The 24,692-nt window shown below is 66.5% G+C and carries 28 protein-coding genes and 1 pseudogene; 15 read left to right on the top strand and 14 right to left on the bottom strand.

Going from position 1 to position 24,692, the window contains the following annotated elements; all coding sequences use genetic code 11:
• The first annotated feature begins 120 nt into the window (after nucleotides 1–120).
• From G6N35_RS13345 to G6N35_RS13335, 3 genes are read left to right on the top strand one after another with little or no spacing between them, the layout of a single operon-like run.
• The gene (locus G6N35_RS13345; protein ID WP_163804683.1) at nucleotides 121–1,113 is read left to right on the top strand and encodes a methionine ABC transporter ATP-binding protein; all 993 of its coding nucleotides are present in this window, start codon (nucleotides 121–123) and stop codon (nucleotides 1,111–1,113) included.
• On the top strand, nucleotides 1,110–1,829 hold the full coding sequence (locus G6N35_RS13340) for a methionine ABC transporter permease (RefSeq protein WP_163804682.1): 720 nt from the start codon (nucleotides 1,110–1,112) through the stop codon (nucleotides 1,827–1,829). The genes G6N35_RS13345 and G6N35_RS13340 overlap by 4 nt, the downstream gene beginning before the upstream one ends.
• A complete protein-coding gene (locus G6N35_RS13335; protein ID WP_163804681.1) occupies nucleotides 1,826–2,728 on the top strand; it encodes a MetQ/NlpA family ABC transporter substrate-binding protein in 903 nt (300 codons plus the stop codon). Before G6N35_RS13340 ends, G6N35_RS13335 begins: the two co-directional genes overlap by 4 nt.
• Here G6N35_RS13335 and G6N35_RS13330 read toward each other — a convergent pair.
• The 5 genes from G6N35_RS13330 to G6N35_RS13310 all read right to left on the bottom strand — a co-directional run bounded on the left by G6N35_RS13330 (nucleotide 2,725) and on the right by G6N35_RS13310 (nucleotide 7,757).
• Nucleotides 2,725–3,582: a hypothetical protein gene (locus G6N35_RS13330; protein ID WP_163804680.1), complete on the bottom strand. Its 858-nt coding sequence runs from the start codon at nucleotides 3,580–3,582 to the stop codon at nucleotides 2,725–2,727. The genes G6N35_RS13335 and G6N35_RS13330 overlap by 4 nt on opposite strands.
• 107 nt (nucleotides 3,583–3,689) lie before the next feature.
• Nucleotides 3,690–4,835 carry an AI-2E family transporter gene (locus G6N35_RS13325; RefSeq protein ID WP_163804679.1) on the bottom strand — a complete coding sequence of 382 codons (1,146 nt, stop codon included), beginning with the start codon at nucleotides 4,833–4,835 and terminating at the stop codon, nucleotides 3,690–3,692.
• Between the two features lie 27 nt (nucleotides 4,836–4,862).
• Nucleotides 4,863–5,639, bottom strand: coding sequence for an SDR family NAD(P)-dependent oxidoreductase (locus G6N35_RS13320; RefSeq protein ID WP_163804678.1), 777 nt, complete (start codon nucleotides 5,637–5,639; stop codon nucleotides 4,863–4,865).
• A complete protein-coding gene (locus G6N35_RS13315; protein WP_163804677.1) occupies nucleotides 5,636–6,697 on the bottom strand; it encodes an NAD-dependent epimerase/dehydratase family protein in 1,062 nt (353 codons plus the stop codon). The genes G6N35_RS13320 and G6N35_RS13315 overlap by 4 nt, the downstream gene beginning before the upstream one ends.
• A 40-nt stretch (nucleotides 6,698–6,737) precedes the next feature.
• Entirely contained in the window at nucleotides 6,738–7,757 is a 1,020-nt protein-coding gene (locus G6N35_RS13310) for a hypothetical protein (RefSeq protein ID WP_163804676.1), read from the bottom strand.
• Nucleotides 7,758–7,814: 57 nt separating this feature from the next.
• Between G6N35_RS13310 and G6N35_RS13305 the strand changes: the two genes are divergently transcribed.
• Nucleotides 7,815–8,246: a hypothetical protein gene (locus tag G6N35_RS13305; protein ID WP_163804675.1), complete on the top strand. Its 432-nt coding sequence runs from the start codon at nucleotides 7,815–7,817 to the stop codon at nucleotides 8,244–8,246.
• Nucleotide 8,247: 1 nt separating this feature from the next.
• Here G6N35_RS13305 and G6N35_RS13300 read toward each other — a convergent pair whose 3' ends face one another.
• From G6N35_RS13300 to G6N35_RS13285, 4 genes are all read right to left on the bottom strand, one after another.
• Nucleotides 8,248–9,333, bottom strand: a complete 1,086-nt coding sequence (locus tag G6N35_RS13300) for a 3-beta-hydroxysteroid dehydrogenase (protein WP_163804674.1) — start codon at nucleotides 9,331–9,333, stop codon at nucleotides 8,248–8,250.
• A gap of 63 nt (nucleotides 9,334–9,396) precedes the next feature.
• On the bottom strand, nucleotides 9,397–9,630 hold the full coding sequence (locus G6N35_RS13295) for an exodeoxyribonuclease VII small subunit (RefSeq protein WP_163804673.1): 234 nt from the start codon (nucleotides 9,628–9,630) through the stop codon (nucleotides 9,397–9,399).
• Nucleotides 9,627–10,856, bottom strand: a complete 1,230-nt coding sequence (gene xseA / locus G6N35_RS13290) for an exodeoxyribonuclease VII large subunit (RefSeq protein WP_163804672.1) — start codon at nucleotides 10,854–10,856, stop codon at nucleotides 9,627–9,629. Before xseA ends, G6N35_RS13295 begins: the two co-directional genes overlap by 4 nt.
• Nucleotides 10,853–11,425, bottom strand: a complete 573-nt coding sequence (locus tag G6N35_RS13285) for a lipid droplet-associated protein (RefSeq protein ID WP_163804671.1) — start codon at nucleotides 11,423–11,425, stop codon at nucleotides 10,853–10,855. The genes xseA and G6N35_RS13285 overlap by 4 nt, the downstream gene beginning before the upstream one ends.
• Nucleotides 11,426–11,478: 53 nt before the next feature.
• Here G6N35_RS13285 and G6N35_RS13280 point away from each other — a divergent pair, with 53 nt between their 5' ends.
• A complete protein-coding gene (locus tag G6N35_RS13280; protein ID WP_163804670.1) occupies nucleotides 11,479–12,483 on the top strand; it encodes a 4-hydroxy-3-methylbut-2-enyl diphosphate reductase in 1,005 nt (334 codons plus the stop codon).
• Here G6N35_RS13280 and G6N35_RS13275 read toward each other — a convergent pair.
• On the bottom strand, nucleotides 12,480–13,493 hold the full coding sequence (locus G6N35_RS13275) for a DUF6542 domain-containing protein (protein ID WP_163804669.1): 1,014 nt from the start codon (nucleotides 13,491–13,493) through the stop codon (nucleotides 12,480–12,482). The genes G6N35_RS13280 and G6N35_RS13275 overlap by 4 nt on opposite strands.
• A 181-nt stretch (nucleotides 13,494–13,674) precedes the next feature.
• Between G6N35_RS13275 and ychF the strand changes: the two genes are divergently transcribed.
• From ychF to G6N35_RS13245, 6 genes are all read left to right on the top strand, one after another.
• Complete coding sequence (gene ychF, locus G6N35_RS13270) at nucleotides 13,675–14,748, top strand: redox-regulated ATPase YchF (protein ID WP_163804668.1); 1,074 nt, start codon at nucleotides 13,675–13,677, stop codon at nucleotides 14,746–14,748.
• Between the two features lie 46 nt (nucleotides 14,749–14,794).
• On the top strand, nucleotides 14,795–17,494 hold the full coding sequence (locus G6N35_RS13265) for a hypothetical protein (RefSeq protein WP_163804667.1): 2,700 nt from the start codon (nucleotides 14,795–14,797) through the stop codon (nucleotides 17,492–17,494).
• A gap of 78 nt (nucleotides 17,495–17,572) precedes the next feature.
• On the top strand, nucleotides 17,573–17,941 hold the full coding sequence (locus G6N35_RS13260; protein ID WP_163804666.1) for a zinc ribbon domain-containing protein YjdM: 369 nt from the start codon (nucleotides 17,573–17,575) through the stop codon (nucleotides 17,939–17,941).
• A gap of 73 nt (nucleotides 17,942–18,014) precedes the next feature.
• Nucleotides 18,015–18,425: a VOC family protein gene (locus G6N35_RS13255; protein WP_163804665.1), complete on the top strand. Its 411-nt coding sequence runs from the start codon at nucleotides 18,015–18,017 to the stop codon at nucleotides 18,423–18,425.
• A gap of 156 nt (nucleotides 18,426–18,581) precedes the next feature.
• Entirely contained in the window at nucleotides 18,582–18,779 is a 198-nt protein-coding gene (locus G6N35_RS13250; protein WP_163804664.1) for a type II toxin-antitoxin system VapB family antitoxin, read from the top strand.
• On the top strand, nucleotides 18,776–19,147 hold the full coding sequence (locus G6N35_RS13245) for a type II toxin-antitoxin system VapC family toxin (protein ID WP_163804663.1): 372 nt from the start codon (nucleotides 18,776–18,778) through the stop codon (nucleotides 19,145–19,147). Before G6N35_RS13250 ends, G6N35_RS13245 begins: the two co-directional genes overlap by 4 nt.
• A gap of 12 nt (nucleotides 19,148–19,159) precedes the next feature.
• Here G6N35_RS13245 and G6N35_RS13240 read toward each other — a convergent pair whose 3' ends face one another.
• A complete protein-coding gene (locus G6N35_RS13240; protein WP_197748424.1) occupies nucleotides 19,160–20,269 on the bottom strand; it encodes a sensor domain-containing diguanylate cyclase in 1,110 nt (369 codons plus the stop codon).
• Nucleotides 20,270–20,603: 334 nt separating this feature from the next.
• On the opposite strand from G6N35_RS13240, the gene G6N35_RS13235 reads away from it, so the two are divergent.
• Nucleotides 20,604–21,110: a DUF1942 domain-containing protein gene (locus G6N35_RS13235; protein ID WP_163804661.1), complete on the top strand. Its 507-nt coding sequence runs from the start codon at nucleotides 20,604–20,606 to the stop codon at nucleotides 21,108–21,110.
• On the opposite strand, the gene G6N35_RS13230 is transcribed toward G6N35_RS13235, so the two are convergent.
• On the bottom strand, nucleotides 21,111–21,791 hold the full coding sequence (locus G6N35_RS13230) for a guanylate cyclase (protein ID WP_407664621.1): 681 nt from the start codon (nucleotides 21,789–21,791) through the stop codon (nucleotides 21,111–21,113).
• Between the two features lie 38 nt (nucleotides 21,792–21,829).
• On the opposite strand from G6N35_RS13230, the gene G6N35_RS13225 reads away from it, so the two are divergent.
• The gene (locus G6N35_RS13225) at nucleotides 21,830–22,030 is read left to right on the top strand and encodes a hypothetical protein (RefSeq protein WP_163804659.1); all 201 of its coding nucleotides are present in this window, start codon (nucleotides 21,830–21,832) and stop codon (nucleotides 22,028–22,030) included.
• A gap of 20 nt (nucleotides 22,031–22,050) precedes the next feature.
• Here G6N35_RS13225 and G6N35_RS27335 read toward each other — a convergent pair.
• Nucleotides 22,051–22,194 (bottom strand): annotated as a pseudogene (locus G6N35_RS27335) (adenylate/guanylate cyclase domain-containing protein); the annotation flags it as partial.
• Between the two features lie 39 nt (nucleotides 22,195–22,233).
• Between G6N35_RS27335 and G6N35_RS13215 the strand changes: the two are divergent.
• Together G6N35_RS13215 and G6N35_RS13210 are read left to right on the top strand one after the other, a co-directional pair.
• On the top strand, nucleotides 22,234–22,368 hold the full coding sequence (locus G6N35_RS13215) for a helix-turn-helix domain-containing protein (protein WP_163804658.1): 135 nt from the start codon (nucleotides 22,234–22,236) through the stop codon (nucleotides 22,366–22,368).
• A gap of 3 nt (nucleotides 22,369–22,371) precedes the next feature.
• Entirely contained in the window at nucleotides 22,372–23,277 is a 906-nt protein-coding gene (locus G6N35_RS13210) for a 2-hydroxyacid dehydrogenase (RefSeq protein ID WP_163804657.1), read from the top strand.
• On the opposite strand, the gene G6N35_RS13205 is transcribed toward G6N35_RS13210, so the two are convergent.
• Nucleotides 23,221–24,678 (bottom strand): purine-cytosine permease family protein, encoded by a 1,458-nt coding sequence (locus G6N35_RS13205; protein ID WP_163804656.1) that lies wholly within the window; start codon nucleotides 24,676–24,678, stop codon nucleotides 23,221–23,223. The genes G6N35_RS13210 and G6N35_RS13205 overlap by 57 nt on opposite strands.
• Between the last annotated feature and the right edge of the window lie 14 nt (nucleotides 24,679–24,692).

Below are 24,692 nucleotides of genomic sequence, written 5' to 3'. Positions count from 1 at the left end.
AAGGATGCTGTGACCTACGACTCAGCTTTGGTCGTCAATAACTTTGATCCACCGCCCTTCTGACTCAGGGTGAGCGTAAGGGTGACGTGCGGTGCCGGCTGTTGGCACTGTTGCGTCCCTATGATCGAACTGACTGAGCTGACCAAGGTGTACGGCCATGGCTCGCACCGCAGTGTCGTGCTGGACGGCATCAGCTTCCGTGTCGAGGCGGGCGAAATCCTCGCCGTCGTCGGCCCGAGCGGGGCGGGCAAGAGCACGCTGGCCGAATGTATCAACCTGTTGACCCCGCCGACCTCCGGTTCGGTGGTGGTCAACGGCGAGGACCTGACCACGCTGTCCGCCGGCAAGCTGCGCGTGGCCCGTCGGCGCATCGGCACCATCTTCCAGTCCGCGGGCCTGTTGGAACGCCGCACCGCAGCCGAAAATGTCGCTCTCCCATTGGAATACCTGGGGGTCACTGCTGAGGAATCACGCAAGCGGGTCGCCGAGCTCCTCGACCGGGTGGGACTGTCCGCCCGCGCGAACCACTATCCCTTCCAGCTCTCCGGAGGTCAGAAGCAGCGCGTCGGCATTGCCCGTGCACTGGCGCTGCGCCCTTCGGTCCTGCTCTCCGATGAAGCGACTGCGGGGCTCGACCCGGACACCACCGCATCGGTTGTCGGCCTGTTGCGCGAACTGCGTGACGACCTGGACCTGTCCATCGTGTTCATCACCCACGAAATGGACACCGTGCTCGAGATCGCCGATTCCGTCGCCCGCCTCGATCACGGGACCATCGTCGAATCCGGCAGGCTGGTAGACCTTTTGACCAATCCCGACTCCGATCTCGGCGCCGCGCTGCGGCCCCAGGGCCAGGCGCGGGCAGCCACCTCCGGCCAGCAGGTCTGGCAGGTGATCTATGAATCCGACGTGCCGGCCGACTGGATCGCCCGCGCATCCGACGAACTCGGTGCGCCCATCGCCGTCCTCGGCGCGTTCGTCCAAGAGGTGCACGGTGTCACCGTCGGCTCGGCGACCCTGGGCATCCCGCCGGAGGCGTCCGGCCGCGCCGCCGACGTGCTCGCCCGCTACGGCCTGGCCACCGGCGAACAGCGACTGCGGGGTGCCGCGTGACCGAAACCCTGCTCGCCAACGCCAAAGTCCCCGTCAACGAGTTGCCCGGTCTGCTGATCCCCGCCCTGCTCGACACGCTGACCATGGTCGGCATCGTCATGACCATCGTGGTGCTCGTCGGCGTGCCCCTCGGTGCGCTCATCCATAACCTCGCACCCGGCGGTCTCTTCGAAAACCCCACGCTGCATACCATTCTCAGCTGGATCATCAGCATCGGCCGCTCGCTGCCGTTCCTGATCCTGATGGCCGCCATCATGCCGTTCACCCGCTTCATCACCGGGACCAACATCGGCATCGCCGCCGCAGTGGTGCCCATGTCGCTGGCCGGCATCGCCTTCTTCACCCGGATCGTCGAGAATTCCCTGCGCTCGGTACCGCCGTCGGTGGTCAAGGTGGCCCGGGCGTCGGGGGCCTCGCGTCTGCAGATCATCCGCACCGCGCAGCTCAATGAGGCCGTGCCCGCCATCCTGGGTGGGCTGACCATCAACATCATCGCGATGATCGAATACTCCGCCATCGCCGGCACCATCGGCGCGGGCGGGATCGGTTATGTCGCAGTCACATACGGCTACCAGCGCTTCGACCAGGGCGTCATGCTGGCCACCATCGTCATCCTGGTCGCCACCGTCGCCGCGGTCCAGTTCATCGGCGACGTCCTTGTCCGCTTCACCACGCCCCACGCACGTACCCGCCTGAAAGGAACCGTCAACGCATGACCACCACCGGAGTCGAGGTCGAAAGCCCCGACAACCACGGGTTCGAGATCAAGAAGCGGCGCCGATGGGTGTGGATCGCCGCGGGGCTGGTGGTTGTCGTCGTGGCGGTCGTCGCCGGACGGCTGTTGTTCTTCTCAGACACCAAGTCCGCCAACGAGATTCCCGGCGCCACACTGGTGGTCGCCACCAATGAGGGCAATGCCGCCGAGCAGTCGCTGATCGAGTACATCAGCCGTGAGGTGGCCCCGAAGCACGGCATCAAGGTGGCCTTCCGGGGCCTGTCCGACAGCAACACCATCAACCGGGCGGTCAGCGACGGCGAGGTAGCCGGCACCATCTACCAGCACAAGCTCTGGCTCGGCCAGGTACTGGAAGCCAACCCCGATTTCCGCGAAGAGGCCGCCACTCCGGTGTTCCGGTGGGGCTTCGGCATCTGGTCGGACAAATACACCGACGTTTCACAGCTGCCCGACGGCGCCAACGTCTCGCTGTACTCCGATCCTGCCAACGAGGCGCAGGGCCTGTGGCTGCTGGAGCGGGCCGGTCTGATCACACTCAACCCGACCGTCGACAAGTGGACCGCCACCCACAAGGACATCGTCGCGAACCCGAAGAACCTGAAGTTCACCCTGCTCGACTTCGCCGCCCAGTCCCGCTCGCTGCCCGACCTGGACGCCGCCGTCGGCTACACCGAGTACTACCTGGCCGCCAAGATCCCGCTCGACAAGCAGATCTTCGCCCCGCCGGCTCCCGACGAGTTCGCCGGACAGCTCACCATTGGCAGCAAGTGGGCCGGCACCGACAACATCAAGAAGCTGGTCGAGACCTTCAAAGACCCAGCGGTGCAACAGTTCCTGGCCACCGATCCCAGCGTCAAGGGCATCCTCCTGCCGCTCTAGGCGGCAGGCCGCTTCGACCCGCCGTGCGTGGTGGCGGCGGTCTTGGCAGGGGCGGACGCGGCTGCGGCCGGGTGCGTCGACGACGCCGAGGCCGCCGCTGCGCGGGCGCTGCGAGGTGACGGCACGGCTTGGGCGGCGCGGGCCGAATGCCCGGCCGTGGGCTTGGCCGCTTCCCGCGCCGTCACCGCCACCGACGGCGGGTCGGCGGCAGCGGCCTTCGCCGCGGCCGCGGCCGGCACGCCCAGCTGGGACTTGATGTAGTTGGAGACACCGGCGAGCCCGTAGTCCCCGCCGTAACCGTTGAACCAGGCGCCGGCCAGCAGACCACCGCCGATCTGCACCGGCCCGAGGTAGAACTTCGGGATGACGCCCGTCACTCCCATGACGACCGTCTTGACCAGGTTCTGCAACGACAGACCGTTCGCGATCTGGTTGAAGACGTAGGCCAGCACCCCGGCCCCGCCGGTCGGCGAACCGTTGTCACCGAAGTAATAGGCATTGGCCAAGTGGCCGCCTCCGATGGCTACCGGACCGATCATCAGTATCGGAATGTTCGCCGCGAAGGCCAGAACTGCTGCCTGGTTGGCGTTCAGATAGTCCGCACCCATCTGGCGCAGCCCGCCGAGGATCCCGCCGAACCCCGCGAAGAGGCCGCCCCAATCACCGTAGGCGAGTTCGCGCTGGGGACCGTGGTCCTCTGATTCCGATACCAGCAGCTGATAGCTGGTGGTCACCGGTGACGCGACGGGTGCGTCGGGATGGCTGGCCGCGACGGTGGGAGTCGTCACGGCCAGGGTGACTGCGGTGGCCAACGTCGCTGCAGACAGCGTCATGGGACGCGAAAAAGACGTCATGGATCCCCCCGATCTCCGTGTCAGACGCCCCCCGCGCCTGAACTCATGACAATCCGTACGATCCTCGTACCGGCGCCGTTTGTCCAGCCAAGCGAGATCTCAGTGACCTAAGTCCCAACCCGGGGCCTTTTCGAGCGCCGAAACACGCTGCGCCGCTTCTCGTGCCGTTTCTCAACGGGCTCGTCCACCGTCATCTCCACGCCTTTGAACACCGCCAGGTACACCGAGATGGTCGTGACGATGATGATCATCAGCACCGGCCCCAGCACGATGCCCCAGAATCCGAACATCGCGATACCCGAGAACACCGCAAGCAGCATCAGCGCCGGATCCAGCCGGGCCTCCCGCGGAACGAGGATCGGGCGCAGGAAGTTGTCGATGTTGGTGATCGCCAGCACGTGGAACAGCACCACGAACACACCGCCGACGACGTTGCCGAACAGGACCATCCCGATCCCGAACGGGATGGTGACGATTCCGCTGCCGAGCGGGATCACCGACAGCGCGGTGAGGAAGATCGCGAAGATGAAGAATCCGTTGTGGAAGCCGCCGATGTAGATCGACGCCGCGCCCAGCACACCTTGCACCGAGGCGATGATGAACTGGCCCTTGACGGTTCCCTTCACCATCGCACCCATCTTGGCCAGGTACAGATCGGTGGCTTCTTCGCCGAGCGGGTTGAGCCGGCGGATCAGGGTGATCAGTTCCCGCTGGTTGGTCAGCAGCGAAATCAGCACATACAGAAAGATGATCGCTGAGGTGACCATCCCGATCACCCCGCCGGCCGCACCGCTCAGCGAGTGCAGCAGCCATTGGCCGAGATTCTGCGAGACCCGGATCATCGTGTCGCGCAACGATTCCGCACTGACGGTGAAGTGGCCGAACGGGAGCTTGGTCAGCAGGGTGTTCACGGACGTGAGGGCGCGGTCACCGAGGGTGGACAGATCGGCCGTCTCGACCCACTCCGCGACGTGCACCACCATGTGCGAAACCTGCAACACCGCAAGCGTTATCAGCGCCCCCACCGGGATGATCACCGTGGCCAGCGCGGCCAGCACCGTCAGTGTCGCCGACAGGCCGGTGCTGAAACGCCGCCGGCAGCGGTTGTAGAGCGGGGTGAACAGGTAGGCGACGATCGCCGCGATCACCACCAGGATGAAGTAGTGCCGCAGGAAGTACGCACCGAACAGCAGCGCGAGCACGGTGACGACCGCCAGCGCGCGCTTCTGGGTCGGCGTGAATTCAGTGTTCACCGAAGTGAACACTAGCCCGTCGGGGAGCTATTGATTCATCAGACGCAGCAAGTGCGCGTTGATGTCCGGGTAACGCTTGAGGTGCGCTCCGCCGTTGAGGTCCAGGATCTCACCGGTCATCCACGACGACTGCGGGGAGCACAGCCACACCACCGCCTCGGCGATGTCCTCCGGGGTCCCGGGCCGGCCCAGCGCCGTGTTCTCGACGTACTCCTCGACCACGCCGGGCACGGCCGCGGCGCCCTCGGTCAGCGGGGTGTGCACGAACCCGGGTGCCACGGCGTTGACCCGGATGCCGCGCGGCCCCAGTTCGAGCGCAGCCACCTGGGTGAGCATCGACAACCCCGCTTTCGCCGAGCAGTACGCGCTCATCCCGATCGCGGGCTGGCGGGCATTCAGCGAGGTCAGCGACACCAGTGTGCCGCCGTCGCCGAGGTGGCGGCCGGCGTGCTTGATGACCAGGAATGCACCGTTGAGGCAGACGTCGATGACGGAGCGGAAGTCGGCGGCGTCCAGCTCGGTGATCACCCCGAAGCCGCTGAACCCGGCGCAGTTGACCACCGCGTCCAGGCCGCCGTCGCGGGTGACCACCTCATCGAAGAGGGCGGCCACCGTCGCCTCGTCGGTGACCTCCACCGCCGCCCACGTGTGCGGTGCGCCCAGTTCTTCGGCGCGTTCGGCCGCCAGTTCGGCGTTGCGGTCGGCGATCGTCACCCGGGCGCCGTCGGCGGCCAGCTTCCTGGCCGTCGCCCAGCCGATGCCGGATGCACCGCCGATGATGACTGCTACTGGTTGTGTACTCATGACGTGTCCGCCTCGAATCGACCCCACTTGTTCTTCACGGTCCCCCACGGATCGGCGTAGACGCCGGGCGCCCGGTAATACGGCGACTGGCGTTTGAGGTACTCATGAGCCAGCGGCGCGGCCAACCGGAACAGCGGGCGTTTCCAGCCGGCCCGGTTGGCGGTCTCGGTCAGCATGTCCGGCCACGAATGGTGCTGAAAGCCCAGCAGCTGTTGGGCTTTCGACGAGTCCATCCAGTCGGTGGCGAACCAGCCGTCATCATCCTCGGGATTTCCCTTGCGGCCCTTGGCTGTTGCGCCCACAAGCCCCATTGCGGCGGTGATCGACGAGGAGACCTCGCCCTGGTGCAGGCGGTGGCTGTCGTCCCCGCCGATCAGCAGGGTCTGGCCGATCGCGTCGGCGGTGGTGGCGGCGGCGAAGGCGTGTGCGACGTCCCGGACGTCGACGGTCTGCAGTCGGCCGTCGATGGGTAGCAGACCCTCGAAATACACCATGTCCGGGTCCATCCCGAGGTCGAACTCAGGACTGATCACGCCGCCCAGCCGCAGGATCACCCAGTCCAGGGCCGACCCGCGGACCAGCTCCTCGGCCTCGACCTTGTGGCCGCCGTAGAGGTCGAACGGCCGCACCGGGGTCTGCGGGGTCAGCAGGTCGCTGGTGTGGTGCGGGTTGCGAGGTCCGTAGACGGCGATCGATGAGGCCTGCACGAATCGCGGCGGCGTGGGTTCGGCGGCAGCGGCGGCGATCAGGGTACCGGTGGCCTCGACGTTCACCCGGCGGGCCAGCCAGGGATTGGCGTAGCAGACCGGCGGGATGATGGCGGCCAGGTGGATCACCGACGCCGGTGCGACGCTGCTGATCAGGGTCCCGACGGCGGTGGCGTCGGTCAGATCGGTCCACTGCACCGTGACGCCGGCGGGCAGCGCGGCAGCGGCCGTGCGGTTGGCGGGGGTATCGAGATCGGTGGCCACGACGTGGCGGCCGGCGGCGGCCAGGTGCGTGACGGTGGCGCTGCCGACCAGGCCGAAGGCTCCGGTCACGAGCACGGCGTCGGGCATCGATTCCCTCTCGGCTAGAACGTGTTCTAGAACCGTACTCTCAGGCCGCGCACGTCTCATACCGCTTGATCAACTGCCGCTCCTCGGGTATCGGCAGGTACACCAGCGGATCGTGTGGGGTGCAGCCGCCGATGGTGACCGCCACCGGACCGCGGGCGAATCCCCGGCCGCCGATGTGTCCGGACAGCTCGTCGCTGGCGGTGTAGAGCACCGGCGCCGGCAGCCCGGCGGCCACCGGCAGATGGGCCCGAGCCAGCTGCAGTGCCACCGTCACATCCCGTGACTGGGTCGTCTGCTCGGCGAACCACACCGGCGCAGCGATCGGGCTGTTGATGCGCAGCCTGTCGATGTGGGGGATCGTCTGGTCGGCATTGAGCCGGGTGAACACCGCCAACTCGGCGGCCGAGGGAAATCGTCGCGACGACTTGATCTCGGCGGGATGCTCCTTGGCGGCGTTGATCGTCCAATCCAGCTGGGCCAGCCAGGGGAACCGCTCGCTCAGGGTGCGCGCCGCCGCGGCGACGGCGGTGTAGTCAGTGCCGGTGGCAAGGTCGAGCGTGGCGACGTTGGAATGTCCGGTGTCGCGGTCGGGCGTCTGCCCGCCCGGGTGGGTGATGGTGGCGCGCACCCGGACCGTCGCACCCGGGAACTGATCTCGCAGCGCGATCCAGTCCTTGGATTGGGACAGGACCTGGTCGGGATTGGTGATCGGCAATTGGCCGCTGTCCACCGCGAACAGGTTCCAGCCCTGCCGCAGATCCAGCTCCAGCCGGTAGCCGGGGTATCTGCTGGCGTCGACGTTGCGCAGGTATGCCCCGGTGATCCGGTCGACCTGGTCGGCGGTGATGTTCGCCGCGACGTCGACGGCGATGCGGAAGAACACCATGCCCTGGGCCTCGTTGTGCGCCACATCGTCCTGGGCGGCCAGCACGCCGGGCAGCGCTCGCAATGAGGCTGTGAACGAGTGGGCTTGTGCGGAGCGGTCGGCGACGGTGCTCGCGCAGCCCACCAACGCCAGGGCGAGCACGCTCAGGGCAGCGGTGATGCGGCCGATCAGCATGACCAGCAAGTGTGGTCGGCAAGCCTGGTAACCGGCTGTGTGCACTAGGCTTTCGGGATGCGGACGAGACACCGACCCCTCGCCGCGGCTGTGCTGCCCGTCATCCTGCTGGCTGCGGGGTTGACCGGCTGCGGCGACAAGCAGACTGTCCCCACGCCGACCAGCGCCACCCAGGGCGCCGCGGGCCCGCTCAACGGTGTGTCGGTGGCCGAGGTACTCGCTGCCATCGACGCCGCGCATCTGCCGGCGCTCAACCCGCATGACGTGACGGCGTCGGTGTGCCCGGCCGCCGGGTGCACCGAGGCCCGGGCCACCGACACGGTGTCGATCCTGAAATTCCCCAGCACCGGGCGTGCCGAGATCTATGCCGCGGCGATCCGCGACATGGTCCAGGTCGAGGACGTCGTCCTGGTCTTCGACTCCGCGGTGGGGGACTCGCAGAAACAGGCCTACAGCCAGGCGGTCAAGAGGGCTGTCGCCCACGGCTGAGTCAGGCGTGCACCGGCTGCTTGTCGGCGTTCTTCATCTGCTCGAACAGCTCGGTGTAGTACGGCAGGCAGTGCGCCAGCGCCTGCTCGGTGGTGTACAGCGGCTGGTAGCCGAGATCGCGGCGGGCCTTATCGATGCTGAAGTAGTTGTCCAGGTAAAGCCGTTCCACCGCAAGGGGTTCCAGCGGCGGCTCGGGAAAGCCGAACTTGAAGTGCAACCACTGCCACCCGGTCATCACGGCGTGGACGAATCGGCCGGAGATGCGGAAGGTCGGGTAGCTTTCGCCGCACGCCTCGACCACCGGACGGGAGAACTCGAACATGTTGATCGGCTCGCCGTCGTTGATGAAGTACGCCTGGCCCGGTGCGCTGCCACCGTCGACCAAATGCTCTGCGGCAAGGACGAATCCGTGCACCAGGTTGTGCACGTAGGAGTTGTCCAGCTTGATGTGTTTGCCGCCGACGAGCACCTTGACGTGGCCGGCCAGCACCCGCTGGAACAACATCCGGAACATGGTCTGATCGCCGCGGCCCCAGATTCCGCTGGGCCGGATCGAACACGTCAGCAGGCCACCGACACCGTTCTGACTCAACACGAACTTCTCGGCCACCACCTTGGTCTCGGTGTAGAGATCGTTGAACCGGGTGGTGTAGGGCAGCGTCTCGTCGCCGCCGGCGATCCGCTGTCCGCCCATCACCACACTGTTGGACGCGGTGTAGACGAATCGGCTGACACCGGCGGCCTGCGCGGCGTGCACCAGGTTCTTGGTGCCGCCGACGTTGACGTCGAAACTGCGCTTGCGGTAGGCCTCGGTGACCGAGCCGCCGCCCATCAGGTCGATGATCGCCGCGGTGTGGAAGATGGTGTCCACTCCGGCGACGGCGGCGGCCACCGTGTCGGTGTCGCAGATGTCGCCCTGGAGGATCTCGAGCCGTTCGTGCGGTGGCAGGGGCGACGGCGAGCGGTCGAAGGCCCGCACCTGGTAGCCCCGGTCCAGTAGCTCGCGCACCAGGTTGGCTCCGACGAAACCGGCGCCGCCGGTCACCAGCACGCGGCCGAGCTCGGTTGTCAGCGTGGCATCACCCATGGCGGGGAGCTTAACTGAAACACGTTCTAGTTAGCCAGTGTCCCAGGTCAGGCGGTCCGCGGGTCAGCCGTCGGTGACTTCGCGGGAGCCCAGCGCGTCCTCGATGCGCTTGCGGGCCCCGGCTAAGTGTTCTTCACAGCGTCGTGCCAGCTGTTCGCCGCGTTCCCACAGTTTCAGCGACGCGTCGAGATCCAGGCCGCCCTGTTCGAGCGTCCGGACCACCTCGATCAGTTCGTCCCGGCACTCTTCGTAGCCCAGTGAACTAATGGGATTCGTTTCCTGGTCGCCTTTGCTCATGCGGCTCCATCCGTCGGGCCGGTACTGGTGGCGCCCACTGCGCCGTCGGCGACCCGGATCCGCAGCCGGGCACCCGCCGGTGCGTCGGCCACGGTCCGCAGGATCTCGCCGTCATCCACGGTCTGCACCACGGCGTAGCCGCGGGCCAGCGTCGCCGCCGGGCCGAGCGTGGCCAATCGGGCGCTCAGATGGCCGATCCGGTCGGTCTCGGCGGCCACCAGGCGGTTGATGTCGCGGCGCACTGCCGCGCGGGCCCGGTCGATCTCCTCGCCGCGCTGGGTCAGGCCACGCAGCGGGTCGGCCAGCACCGGGCGGCTGCGCAGCTGGGCCACCGTGCGCTGCTCGCGGCCCACCCAGCTGCGCAGCGCCTGCGCACTGCGCTGGCGCAGGTCGCCGACCAGGGCCAGTTCGGCCACCGCGTCGGGGACCACCTTCTTGGCGGCATCGGTGGGGGTGGCCGCGCGCAGGTCGGCCACCAGATCGCACAACGGGTTGTCGGGCTCGTGGCCGATCGCGCTGACCACCGGTGTGGTGCAGGCGGCGATGGCCCGGCACAGCGTCTCGTCGGAGAACGGCAGCAGCTCTTCGACGCCACCGCCGCCGCGGGCGATCACGATCACGTCCACCTCGGGGTGCGCGTCGAGTTCGCGCAGGGCCTCGACGATCTGGGCCACCGCATTGGCGCCCTGCACCGCGGTGTTGCGGATCTCGAAGCGCACCGCCGGCCAGCGCTGGCCGGCCACCGTGGTGACGTCGTGTTCGGCGGCGCTGGCCCGTCCGGTGATCAATCCGATGGTCGAGGGCAGGAACGGCAGCGGGCGTTTGAGGCGGGGATCGAACAGTCCCTCGGCTTCCAGCAGGCGGCGCAGCCGCTCGATGCGGGCCAGCAGCTCGCCAACGCCGACCGCGCGAATTGCATTGACGCGCAACGAGAATGAGCCACGTACGGTGTAGAAGCTGGGCTTGCCGCGCACCACCACCTGGGTGCCCTCGGTGAGCTTCACGGGCGCGGCGGCCACCAGGTCACGAGGGCAGCTGATGTCCAGTGACATGTTGGCGGCCGGATCGCGCAGCACCATGTAGGCCGTCGAGCTGCGCAGGTTGATCTGGGTCAGCTGGCCCTCGACCCACACCGTGCCGAGCTTGTCGATCCACGCCGCGACCCGGGTGGCCACCGCCCGGACCGGGAAAGGGTTCTCCGCCGAGCCGCCCTGCTCGCTGGTCACTTGGCGGTCGCGCGGGTGATCCTGTTGGCCAGCAGCGTCTGGAACGGGGCGCGGGACTTGGAGGCTTCCTCGTAGGCCAGCAGCGCCTCGAGGTCGGCCACGCTCAGCGACTGCAGCCGCGCCCGCAGCTGGGCCAGGGTCAGCGATTCGTAGTCCAGCTCGTCGACGATCGCCGGGGCCGTCACCTCGCTCCTGGCGGCGGATTTGGTGACCGAATCCTGACTCCTCGCCGCACCCTCGACCCCGTCAGCCACCGAGTAGAGGGCGAACCGGCCCTCGGTGCGGCGTTCGCCGTCGGCCGGGGCCGCGTCGTCGTCGGCGGGCAGGTCCTCGTCGAAGGTGGCCCACTCGGGCTGTTCATCCTTGGGCGGGAAAATGGTCTCCAGCGCCGCATCACCCTTGATGACCAGGTCAGCGACGTCCTGCTGCACCTTCATGACCATCTGCGCGACGGTGCTGACCATCGTCATCGGATACATCAGGATGGTCTGGGGCAGCTTGCGGGTCTCCTCGATGGCGGTCACGGCCGCCCCCACCAGCAGGCGGACCCCATACGGTGCTGTTGCCATGTGCGACAGCCTACGGCTGGCCCGTCCAGCGCGCGGGAACGTACCCTGAAACCATGCCGCCAACTGTCAACATGGGGATTCCCGGTGCTTCCAGCACGGCCGCCGGACGTGACGGCGGCGCCAAACGCGTCCTGCTGGCCGAGCCCCGCGGCTATTGCGCCGGGGTGGACCGCGCCGTCGAAACCGTGGAGCGCGCACTGGAGAAACACGGCGCCCCGGTCTACGTGCGCCACGAGATCGTGCACAACAAGCATGTGGTGGAGACGCTGGCCAAGGCCGGCGCCATCTTCGTCGAGGACAATGACGAGGTGCCCGAGGGCTCGATCGTGGTGTTCTCCGCCCACGGCGTGGCCCCGACCGTCCACGAGACCGCCGCCGCCCGCAGCCTGCAGGTCATCGACGCCACCTGCCCGCTGGTCACCAAGGTGCACAACGAGGCCAAACGCTTCGCCCGTGACGACTACGACATCCTGCTCATCGGCCACGAGGGCCACGAGGAAGTCGTCGGCACGGCGGGGGAGGCTCCCGATCACGTGCAGGTCGTCGACAACCCCGACGCCGTGGACAACGTCACCGTGCGTGATCCGAACAAGGTCATCTGGCTGTCGCAGACCACGCTGAGCGTCGACGAGACGATGGAGACCGTCGCGCGGCTGCGGGAGAAGTTCCCCACGCTGCAGGACCCGCCCAGTGACGACATCTGCTACGCCACCCAGAACCGCCAGGGTGCGGTCAAGGCGATGGCGCCGGAATGCGATCTGGTGATCGTGGTCGGGTCGCGGAATTCGTCGAACTCGGTACGGCTGGTCGAGGTGGCGCTGGGCGCCGGGGCGGCCGCGTCGTATCTGGTGGACTATGCCGAGGACATCGACCCGGCGTGGCTGGACGGTGTGACCACCGTCGGCGTCACTTCCGGTGCGTCGGTGCCGGAGATCCTGGTGCGCGGCGTGCTCGATCGACTGGCTGAATTCGGTTATGGCACCGTGCAATCGGTGACCACGGCCAACGAGACGCTGGTATTCGCGTTGCCGCGGGAGATCCGCCCGGCTCGGTCTTAGCGGTCTTCGCCGGTGTCCCGGTAGCGCACCCGGGATACCGGGTGGTGGCTGCTGTCCCCGGTCGGAACGCCTGATGGCGGCCGACGGCGGGGCGGCTCATAGGCCGGGTACGGCTCGTACGACGGCCGGTACGGCTCGTACGGCGGGTAGGGCTCATGACGGCCCTCGCGTGGTTCCCGGCTTTCCCGGCGGGGCGGCGGGGCGTAGGTATCGCGGCGCTCACGCGGCTCCCGGCGCTCGCGGGCTACCCGCGGCTCCCGAGGTTCGCGCGGCTCCCGAGGTTCGCGGCGGCGCGGTGGTGGCAGGTGCGGGTCGGCGTCACGCGGCGGACGCGGGCGACGGCGAGGAGCCTCGGCGGCCGGATCGAGATCCGGCGGGCGGCGTCGGGTGGTCTGCCGGCGCGGGCGCTCCTGCGGGGCCTCGGTGATGTCCTCCAGCGGAGGACGGGCATGCCGGGACCGGGTGGGGGCAGGTCGTTTGGTGGGCCGCTCCGAGCGGGGCCGCCGCTCCGCGGTCGCCGGCCGGTCGATGCTGTGCTTGCGCCTGGGCTTGTCCTCGGCGAGCTCCTCGGCGGGCGCGCCGAACAACGAACTGACCTTGGTGGCCAGCCCGGCGAACATGCTCGGCGCGGCGACGGCCCCGTCACCGGTAGGCGCCGCACTGGGCGAGGATTTGGCCGACATCCCGAAGTACCACCGGACCAGTCCGATCAGCAGCACGGCGGCCGAGGTGAACAGCATCAGCGGGAAGCGTTCGATCAGCGGGTAGCCGTAGTTGATCAAGGTGTCCTTGATCCCGGTGAACGAGGCGCCGTGCAACAGGAAGTAGGAGCCGGGCACCGCGACGAACAGCAGCAGCGGCGGCTGGATGACGGCGGTGAACAGGCCGGACTGCCGCACCGCCAGCACCGCGGCCACGCAGCCCAGCGCGTACAGGGCGGCGAACGTGCCGCCGAGTTCCTTGTTCCCCGAGCCGGCGTCGATCGCAAAGCCGATAGTGGTGGCGATCACAGCAATGAGGACAGCCGCCCACCACGGCACCCCAGGGAGATTCGGGTGCGCGGAGCGATTTTCGGCCGCAACCGACGACCGGGTCCGCTGTGCTGACACACGTAGACCGTACCGGTTTCCGATGAATGTGGGCCGTCGGCGGCACCGGGGTGCGTCGCACCTCTCGTAGACTGTGGTCCCTGTGAGCCTGAGCCTGGGAATCGTCGGACTGCCGAACGTCGGGAAATCGACGCTATTCAATGCGCTGACCCGCAACAACGTGCTGGCGGCGAACTACCCGTTCGCCACGATCGAGCCGAATGAGGGCGTGGTTCCGCTGCCCGATCCGCGGCTGTCCAAGCTGGCGGAGATCTTCGGATCGGAGCGGCTCCTGCCCGCGCCGGTGACGTTCGTCGACATCGCCGGCATCGTCAAGGGCGCGTCCGAGGGGGCCGGGCTGGGCAACAAGTTCCTGGCCAACATCCGGGAATGCGACGCGATCTGTCAGGTGGTGCGGGTGTTCGCCGACGACGACGTGGTGCACGTCGACGGCAAGGTGGACCCGCGCTCCGATATCGAGGTCATCGAGACCGAACTGATCCTGGCCGACATGCAGACGCTGGAGAAGGCGGTGCCGCGGCTGGAGAAGGAAGCCCGCAACAACAAGGACCGCAAGCCGGTGCACGAGGCGGCGGTGGCCGCTCAGGAGCTGCTGAACAACGGCACCACGCTGTTCGCCAGCGGCAAGGACTGGTCGCTGCTGCGCGAGCTGAACCTGATGACCACCAAGCCGTTCCTGTACGTGTTCAACGCCGACGAGTCGGTGCTCACCGACGCCGGGCGGATCGCGGAGTTGCGGGAGCTGGTGGCGCCGGCCGACGCGGTGTTCCTGGACGCCAAGATCGAGGCCGAGTTGCAGGAGCTCGACGACGAATCGGCGGCCGAGCTGCTGGAGTCGATCGGGCAGAGCGAACGGGGCCTGGATGCCCTGGCGCGGGCTGGTTTTCACACCCTGAACCTGCAGACCTACCTGACGGCGGGGCCGAAAGAGGCGCGGGCGTGGACGATCCACCGCGGTGACACCGCGCCCAAGGCGGCCGGCGTGATCCACACCGACTTCGAGAAGGGTTTCATCAAGGCCGAGATCGTCTCGTTCGACGACCTGGTCGAGGCGGGCTCCATGGCCGCGGCCAAGGCGGCGGGCAAGGTGCGGATGGAAGGCAAGGACTACGTCATGGCCGACGGCGACGTGGTCGAATTCCGGTTCAACGTGTGAGGGTCCCGTAAGCACAGATTCGACAACTCCTAGTTAGAGTTCGTCCGTGGCCGCCCGTGGAGTTACGCGTTGCGATCCCGTTTTCCTCGCATGCTCTCTCATCGTCAGCGGCTATCTGATTGCAGCGGCCCACTATCTAGGTGATCCTCCGTGGATCAAGTTGCATCTGCGGCCCGTTGACGGGAGCGATGCGGCTTTGTGGCAGGTGCAGACCACGTTCCTGTCGGTCGGATTTGCCGGACTTGCCATTGCCGCACAACTGTTTGCGGAGTCCCCCCTCGCGATCGGAGCCTCGCGCAGGCGAGTGCTTGAGTACATCAGAGCTGATTGGTTCGTCGGCGTTGGTCTTGGTGCAAACGCTCTGCTTGCGATCGAGACAATCTGGTTGCCGAGCGGACTTGGCGTTCTTGCTATTTCACTCTTCTGGTTCGTCCCGACGGTCGCTCTTCTCGTGATGTCGACCGTCAAGTTGGTGGGGCTTTTCGGCAACCCATCCCAGCTCGACGAAATGATCCGAGCGTCGCTGGTTGAGTCCTTGTCTAGACGTCTCAACAGTGTGTCGCGAAAGTACTCCGAAGCGGCTAAACCGCTGGACGGACTCGTTGATTCGAGTTTGTCTCTCTCCTATCTGAGATCTTCGACCGTCACACTGAGAGTTCCCGTGCCGCGGGTTGGTGTTGTCATCAAGTCGATCAAGCCGAATGTCGTCAGGCAAGCGTTAGACCTACTCGCGCCGCGGGTGGCTGAGGGACGCTCCGAAGCGGCAGAGAGCGTGGACGTAGACACACAACTACGAATCATGCTGGCCGTTGAGCTTGGTGATCGCACCCGCCTTGGCGACACGGCATTCCGGGTTATCACGCGCGAAGCCTTGGACGTACCGATGCAGGTCCGTGTCACTCGATTACTGCAGTCGAGCATCGAGTTCGAAGCTCCGGAGGCGGTCACGGCCGATGAGGAGACGGACCGCGAGATTGCCACCCTGAAAGACGCTGTCGGAAGTAGCATCCGGTCTGGCGCTTTTTCTACGGCAGAGCGTGCCCTGGAACTGCTCGGACACGTTGTGCAGGGCGGCTGGATGATTCAAACTGCCGGCATCGACCAGTCTCGCCGTGCTCCATTCGCCCGTAGAGATTGGCTGTTTCGCAGCATCGGGGAAGTTGAGCACGACGCTGTCCTGTCGGCCCGCGCCGCGGGCATGTTCGTTAGCCAAGCAATGACGAGGGCACTTGAAGCGCCTCACACAGGTTCAACCGAGTACGTCGATGAATGTCTCCGCAGCTTCACTCGAATCTGGTTCGACGTCCTCCGGCAAGGGGGGAATGAATTCGACCTAATTCCCGAACGCATCGTCGTCTGCGTGCAGAACCTTGCTGAGTACTCCTCCCCAGACCAGTATGAGGACCTCTCCATCCGCGCGACGTGGGCGATTGTTGAACTCGTCAAACTTGCACTGGACGCGGGCGAGCCTAAAGCTGCCATCCTCGCCGCCGAGGAACTCGGCGGGCTATTCGAGCATTTGGATCAAAATAGCACTGGGAAAATGCATGCCAGGGCGGGTCAACTAGTTCTCGCGGGCTGGCTGGATTATCTAGCGGAAACGGGCGACGACCGACATCCAGCCGATGCCAAACTCCGAGGATTGGTCACGCCCAGCGGCACTTGGATTGAGATTCTCGCCGCTCGAAATCTTGCTGAAAGAGGGGCCACTCCCTTCAGCCGATGGGACTGGTGGGAGATGACGTTCAACGGCTCCCGTGGCCAGTTCCTGGAGCTCTCCCATTACATCGATAGAGCCCAACTGGCCGCGCTCGCTTTGTCGTATGGAGTAATTCCTCCGGCCAGCGATCAAGAGACGGCGTCGGAGTATCAGCGGTTCGAGCGGCTGCTCGAAGAGCGGGACCACGACCTGAGCGCAGAAGAGTCAGCGCTCATGGCGGGGTTCCGCGAACGGATCGCAGAATGGGAAGCTTCTGAGGACGTGCGATTGGCTGCTGAACCGGTGTCCGACGCAAGAGTCGACGTCTTGCGGGCTGCATTGGAAGAAACGCTCGACGCCCGACACCGACTCGCAGACAAGATTCCCAACGTGCATGACGTTGCGCGAGACGCTAGTGCGTCGCGGCCTATCCTGGGGATGAACCTCCTTGTTCCGAGGCACTATTTCGTCGATGGAACCTTCAATGCGACCTACGCCGATCCGGCGGAGCTAGGCAGAATGATCGCGCGTGGTCTCGCCGACGGCGAGGAACGCAAGATAGTTGAGCTGCTGAGGTCACTTCAAAGTGAACGACGAGAACCGTCGCCGGAGGCGATCCATGATCAGATCGAGGCGCTCGGGGAGAATGCAGGGCACTACGTCCTCCTGACCCCTTACGGAGGGCTCAGTGACTCCGTTGCCTGGTACTCGCCCGCATTCTCAGAAGCGCTCGGACGAGTGATCCACATCCAAACCCCCACGTTAGATGGGGAAGCAATCCTGTTCGACCGCCGGACAACTCTGACTTCTTGTCGTAAGCCCGAAGAGAAAGAGGATCTGGTCCCAGTCGGCGATACTTCAATCGCGCTTGGTGTTTTCGACGATGTACAAGGTGGCGGCGCGCTGAAGGTCCGACTTGAAATCGGCGAGTACTTTGTTGTGTGGTCCGGCGTCGGACCTCGCGTAGTTCGTTTTGGCGTCGACCCGGTGGATGTAAATGGTCGTACGGTGGACGAGCCACGTGCCGAGTCGGCAGCAGAGGCATGATCAGCGCACTGAGAGCAAGATTCTATTCGGTGACGAAACGTCGTCGAATTCCGGTTCAACGTCTAGGAGTCCGCCACCATGCCAGATCAGTTGCCGCCCTGTCCGGCGTGTGCCGAGTCGTTCACCTACGAGCAGGGGGCACTGCTGGTGTGCCCGATGTGCGGTCACGAATGGTCGGCTGATGAGGCCTCCGATACCGATTCGGCGCCGGTCGGGACCAGTGATGTCAAGGATTCGGTCGGCAATATCCTCGCCGACGGAGACACCGTGATCGTCGCGACGACCGTGAAGGTCAAGGGCGGCGGTGGCGGGGTCATCAAGGCGGGCACCAAGGTCCGTGGAATCCGGCTCATTACCGATGGCGTCGGCGATCACGACATCGACGCGAATGTCCCCGGCTTCGGTCGCATGCAGCTCAAGTCGAGTGTGGTGAAGAAGGTCGGCTGACCCGGGTGAACCTGTCGGTGGGTGCTCCTAGCGTGTGGGTGCCCTAGCCGTTCGCCACCCGGGAGCCCGTGCGATGAGATTCGTTTCCACCCGCGTCATCACGGCCGACGTCGGTCGCCTGGTCGGCTTCTACGAGATGGTCACCGGAGTTGCGGCCCGATGGGGTAACGAGCTCTTCGCCGAGCTCCCCACGCCGGCGGGAACTCTGGCCATCGGGAGCGAGAAGACGGTGCCGTTGTTCGGTGATGGATCAGCCGAGCCGGCAGCCAACCGCAGCGCGATCTTCGAGTTCATCGTCGACGATGTGGACGTCGAGTGGGAGCGACTGCGCGGGCAGCTCTGCGACGTGGTCACCGAGCCGACGACCATGCCCTGGGGTAACCGCGCGCTGCTCTTCCGGGACCCAGACGGCAATCTGGTCAACCTGTTCACCCCGGTGACCGACCAGGCACGGGCCAAGTTCGGGTTGTGGCTAGCCCATTGAGTGAGGAGGCGCGGCCACCTCTACTACGCCACGCACCGTAGGGCGTGCGCTCGCCCCCGAAGCTGTCTGTCGAGATGCACAGCGTTCTGGTGGGGGCTACACAAGAATGGGGTGTGGCATCATGGTTAGCATCAATGATGCGTCTGGAGGTGCACGGTGAGGACGACGGTCACCATCGATGACGAGCTGCTCGCAAAGGCTGCTGAACTCACTGGTGTGCACGAGAACGTCGCACTACTCAAGCAGGGCTTGCAAACCCTCATCCGTGTGGAGAGTGCTAGGCGCCTTGCCGCGCTAGGCGGAACGGACCCGAAGGCGACGGCCGCTCCGCGGCGGCGCGGCCAGACTCGGTGATCCTGGTCGACACCGCAGTCTGGATCGACCATCTTCACGCCCGCGAGACCAAACTCGTGGAGCTGCTGGAAGTTGATCGAGTCGGCTGCCACCCGTTGGTCATAGAAGAGATTGCCCTCGGATCTATGGCCCAACGAGGTGTGGTGCTCGACTTGCTGGAGAACTTGCGGCAGTTCCCCACTGCCGACCACGCCGAGGTTATGCATCTCGTCGATCGGCGGAAGGTGTGGGGGCGCGGTCTGAGCGCTGTGGACGCCCACCTGTTGGCATCGGTCGCAATGGTTGACGGTGCTCAGCTCTGGACTCGGGACAGGCGGCTGAAATCGGCCTGCGCAGATGTGGGTATCCCTACCTTCGACCCTCGTTGAGTGAGGACTCAGTCAACGCGAGTGCTGGGTGCCCTCGACCTCACTGATCGTGGTGACGCGGTTTCGCCCGTTCTGCTTCGCGTGATAGAGGGCGCGGTCAGCAGCGTGCACGAGGTCGAACGGAGAACCGGTGGCCTCGCCTATAGCTGCGGCACCGATGCTGACGGTGACCGTGCCGTGTTTCCACGGTGCCCGCGCAATGGTGCGCCGGAACCGCTCGCCGAGGACGAAGGCGCCCTTCATGGTGGTGTCGGGCAGCAGCACGGCGAATTCCTCGCCGCCGTACCGGAACAGGCGGTCGTTGTTGCGAAGTTCGGACTGCAGCAGCTGCGCGACCGCGCGCAGCGTCTCGTCTCCGGCCGGATGGCCGAACGTGTCGTTGAGATGCTTGAAGCGGTCGACGTCGATCATCAGCAGCGCCAGCGATGTCCGGCGCGACAGTGCCCGCTGGCACTCGTCGTCGAGCGCGAGGTCGAACGAGCGCCGATTCTGTACGCCGGTGAGGACGTCGGTGACCGATTGAGACTCGAGGCTGACCCGAAGCTTCTCCATGTCTCGCTGGTACTCGTGCAACAGCTCCACATACGTCTCCTGATCAAGGAGGGTCTGCTCCAAGGTGGAGATGCTGCGCCTCAGCTCGAGCTGGACCATCACCTCACGAGAGAGGATCCGCAGGGCTGCCTTCTGGTCAGCGGTGAGCTGGTGTGGCCGGCGGTCGATCACGCAGAGGGTGCCTAGGGCTTCTCCGGTCGGCGCCACCATAGGTGCCCCGGCATAGAACCGGATGTGCGGATCGCCGGTCACCGAGGGGTTCGTTGCGAAGCGCTCGTCCTGGGTGGCGTCGGGCACGACCAAGAGCTCGTCGGGGGCCATGATGGCGTGTGCACAGAACGCCTCGGAACGCGGTGTTTCCTCGCCGGCGAGCCCGAGGTTGGCCTTGAACCACTGACGATCCTCGTCGATGAGGGTGACCAGGGCCATCGGTGTCCCGCAGATCAGCGAAGCCAGCTTCGTCAAGTCGTTGAACGACTGCTCGGGCAGGGTGTCGAGGACGCGGTATTCCTTCAGGACGGCAAGCCGCTGCTGTTCGTTGTCTGGAATCGGAAAACCGGCGCCAGTCAAAGGTTCCCCCAAATTGCGTCTACCAACGGTGGGCACAGCAGCGCGCAGTGTAGCGCCCCGTGTCCGCCGACCGCGGGACACGAGATTCCTCCGCAACCCTGGCTGATCGGGGGATACCGCGGGCGGGTGCGGTCGAGGAAGCTGAATCACATCGGGCACGGCCCGAGCCACACACCGGCAGTGAGACAACGGGTAGCAGGGTGAGTGCACGTGCGCGAAGAACACAGACCAACTACATGAGTGCATAGACGTTCTGCTCTCTCTCATGACGACATCCACCCCTGCGGGCGCTCCCTCCCGCAGGGGTGGATGCGCTGTGCAATACGATCCGCCCATGCGCGGTGTGGTCCCCTTGGCGGCAGCAGCAGTAGTCATCAGTGCCGGATGTGCCGGCCCGAACACCAACGCGCCGGCAAGCCAGGTCGCCAGCGCCGAGACGTCGGCGACGCAACCGGTGCGCCAGGCGGTGCTGTTCGGCGCCACCGAGACGGTCACCTACGAGGGCGCCACCGCCCAGTACACCGTCGCGAACCTGCGTCAGGTTCCCGCCGATGCCCAGATCATCCCGGCCAAGGGCACCATGTACGCCGTCGACGTCACCATCGCCGCGCAGACGGGCACCACCATCTACAACGGCTTCTACTTCGTCGCCAAGGCCGCTGACGGTACGACGATCGCCCCGGCGGTCGGGGCGGTCCGGCCGGGTATCACCTCCGGCCAGCTGCCCGCGGGCCAGAAGGTCGACGGACACGTCGCCTACGACGTCCCGCAGGGCAAGTCGATCACCGCCGTCATGCTGCGCGACCCGCACGGCAATCTGCTGGCCGTCTGGGCGCAATAGTCAGCCGGCCACCACCTCGATCTCGTCGCCCAGCCGGTAACCGTCGATCAGCGGCAGCGTGTCACCGCTCCAGAACCGCCCGGGGTCGAACCAGTTCTCGTTCTTCTCCGTACGCAGCAGCCCCATCTCCTCGTAGGTGATGGCGACGGTCTCGGCGCAATAGGCGGTTTCCAGCCCGCTCTCCCGCTTGGCGGCCTTGCGTCGCTCAGCTGACTCGCGAACCTTCTTGTGCAGGAACGGGATTCCCCGCGTCCAGTCCGAGACCGTGGGTACCTGGCCGCGGATCCACCGCCCGGCCAGCCGGGCGGTGGACGGGAAGGGTGTGCCATCCATCCTGGCGATCACCTTCAGCAGCCGGTCCTCCTGTTCGCGGCTGGCGTGCGGGCTCAGCTGACGCAGCCAGCAGCGCTGGTCGTAGTGGAACAACCACTGCTCGACGGCTTCCCGGGCGTCGTTGAGTTGCACGCCGCGGTGGTTGGTCCCGGTCCACATGTCGGTGAGTTTCTGGCCGAGTTCGGCATGCCACATCAGCGGCGGCAGGTCGTCGATCGCCACCGTCATCCCGACGTGGTTGATCGGGGCGTTGGTCAGGGTCTGGATCGCCCGGTCCGGCCCGGACCCGCCGCGAAACAGCCACACATCGCCGGTGCGGGTCTCGTTGAGCGCCTGAGTCAGCGACACGGTGTGCACGGTCACCAGCGCAGCTTAATGTGAACGTCATGCGCAGCATCTGGAAGTGGATCGGGCTGGCCGGGGCGGCCGGCGTGGTGGCCGGTGGGGTTCTGGTCGCCCGGGATCAGCGCCGCCGCAACGCCTATAGCCCGGATGAGATCCGCAGCCGGCTGCACCAGCGGCTGGCCGATGCCGAATCCGCCGAGACGGGCGTTGAGTCAGAACCTACGCACAAGAACGCCGAGTAAACCTGTGTGTGGTTTCTGAGTCAACGCGAAATCACCACGGCGTAGAGCCGGTGGGTGCCCGCGAAGCCTTTGAGCTCGGCGTCGCGTCCGCCGTCGAACTCGTAGTCCTCGACGGCCTGGCGCACCGGCGCGCTCACCAGCACCTCGCCGCCGTCGGCCTGAGCACCCGCGAGTGGGAGATCGCCAATCTGGTCGCCCGCGGGATGACCAATCGCGACATCGCCGAGCGGCTGGTCGTGTCCACCCGGACCGTCGAGGGGCACGTCTACCGAATGTTCGCCAAACTCAACATCACTGACCGCGAGGGGTTGGCCGCGCTGATCCGTGGTAACGATTGAGAGATGACCGTCCTGCTCGTCGGCAGCCCCGAGCCCTCGCTGGCTGCCGAGCTGTCCCGGCGTGAGCCGCTGTCGTCGTACCCGCTGCCGGACTCACCGGCCGTCACGGTGATCCTGTCCTGCGGTGGCCCAGTGGACGCCGACCTCATCGCGGGACTGCCGAACCTCGAGGCGATCGTGAACTTCGGTGCCGGGGTGGACGCCATCGACCTGGCCGCCGCTCGTGCCAGGGGGATCGCGGTGAGCAACACCCCCGACGTGCTGACCGACACCGTGGCCGACACCGCCGTCGGGCTGCTCATCGACACGATGCGCGGATTGTCGGCGGCCGACCGCTATGTGCGGGCCGGTCACTGGCCGGTCCGCGGCCCCTTGCGGTACGCCCGCGATGTCAGCGGCAGCCGGGTCGGCATCCTGGGGCTGGGCCGGATCGGCTCCGCGATCGCCACCCGGCTGGCCGCCTTCGACTGCACGATCGCCTACCACAACCGGCGACCGGTGCCCGGCAGTCCGTACCGCTATGCGGCGGCGCCCGCGGATCTGGCCGGTTCGGTGGACGTGCTGGTCGTGGCTACCGCAGGCGGCCCGGAGACGGCGCGCCTGGTGGACCGTGCCGTCCTGGAAGCGTTGGGACCGCAGGGCTTTCTGGTCAACATCGCCCGCGGCGGCGTGGTGGACGAGGACGCTCTGGTCGAGCTGCTCACCAATGGGGGACTGGCCGGTGCCGGGTTGGACGTCTTTGCCCACGAACCGCAGGTGCCGGCCGCGCTGCTGGCGCTGGACAATGTGGTGTTGCTCCCGCATGTCGGGAGCAACACCGCTCGTGCACGAACCGCGATGGCGCGCTTGGCGTTACGCAATCTCGACGAGTGGCTGGCCCATCGCCGACTGCTCACCCCGGTGGCCTAGCGCCGCGCCGACCACCAGGTAGACGACCACCGCCAGAACCGCAGAACCCACAGTGCTCAGGTCGACTCCCGCAGCGATATCGGCCAGCGGTCCGACGTAGAGCGTCGTGTTGACGGCCAGCACACCGAACAGCGAACCCGCCGCCCATGCAGCCACCGCCGGGATATTCCAGCCGCGGGTGAACCAGTACCGGCCGCCGCGGCGACCGTGCGCGAAGGCCTGCAGGTCCACCGGGTCGTAGCCGACTGTGCGGCTGCGCAGCGCGCCGACCGCCAGCACCGCCACCCACGGTGTGATGACCGCGTTGAGCACCACCGTCATCGCGGTGACCGAACCGACGGCGTCGAAAACGAACACCCCCACGTAGAGCAACGCGATGGCCACCGCCGCGGTGATGATAGTGGTTTGCGTCCGTTTCAATTGCGGCGCAAGACCTTCCAGGTCCAGCCCGCTGGCGTAGATGCACAGCACACCCTGGCTCAGCCCGCCCAGTACCGAGATCACCACGATCGGCAGTACGTACCACGCCGGAGCCGCGGTCACCAGGTCGTCGAGGTAGGAGTCGGTAGGGTTGGTGAAACTCAGCGCCGTGTAAGCGCCGAACATGCTGGGCAGCAGCACACCGACGAACATGCCCGCACCGAGGGCCAGGCTGATCTGCTTGTCGCTGAACCGGATTGGGGAGATGCGCCGGGTGTAGTCACCGATGGTGGGGCCGTAGGAGACCGGTGCGGCGGCGAACAGTACCGCGCACAATGTCCAGGTCGGCCAGAAGCTGCCGAGCGCGTACTCGCCCGAGCTCGCGCCCGGACTGAATCCGGCGGCGAAGGCGAAGACCCCGGCGACCATCAGCGCACCGACAACCGGGACCACGATCTTCTGCATCGCCACGATGGTGGCGTGGCCGTAGAGCGCGACGGTGACCATCAGCGCGGCCACGATCGCATACCCGATGCCGCGCACCACATTGGTCTCGGGCAGCGCGAAGATCCGGTGGGCGGCCGCCACCAGGGCGTCGCCGCTGGTCCACACCGTCACCGCGGCGAATCCGAGGGCGATGGCCAACGCCAGGAAGGAGCCGATGAACCGGCCGCGGATGCCGAAGAAGGCACCGCTGGACACGGTCATGTTGGTGCCGGTGCGCGGGCCGATGACCGCGGTCGGCAGCACGGCCAGTGTGCCGATGGCGGTGCCCACCGCCATGGACGTCAGCGTCTGCCAGAAGCTCAAGCCGAACAGGATGGCGAACGCCCCGAACACCACGTTGGTCCAGGTGAGGTTGGCGCCGAGGAAGACCGCGCACAGGTTGCCCGGGCTGGAGTCCCTGGCCCGCTCAGGCAGGTACTCGACGCCGGCGGCCTCGATGGCGCCCGGCCGGTCGGTGGTGGTGTCCAGGGCCATCGGACCTCCTTGTT

Source organism: Mycolicibacterium anyangense (assembly GCF_010731855.1).
Taxonomy (GTDB): domain Bacteria; phylum Actinomycetota; class Actinomycetes; order Mycobacteriales; family Mycobacteriaceae; genus Mycobacterium; species Mycobacterium anyangense.
This window is presented reverse-complemented; position numbering and strand designations above follow the sequence as displayed.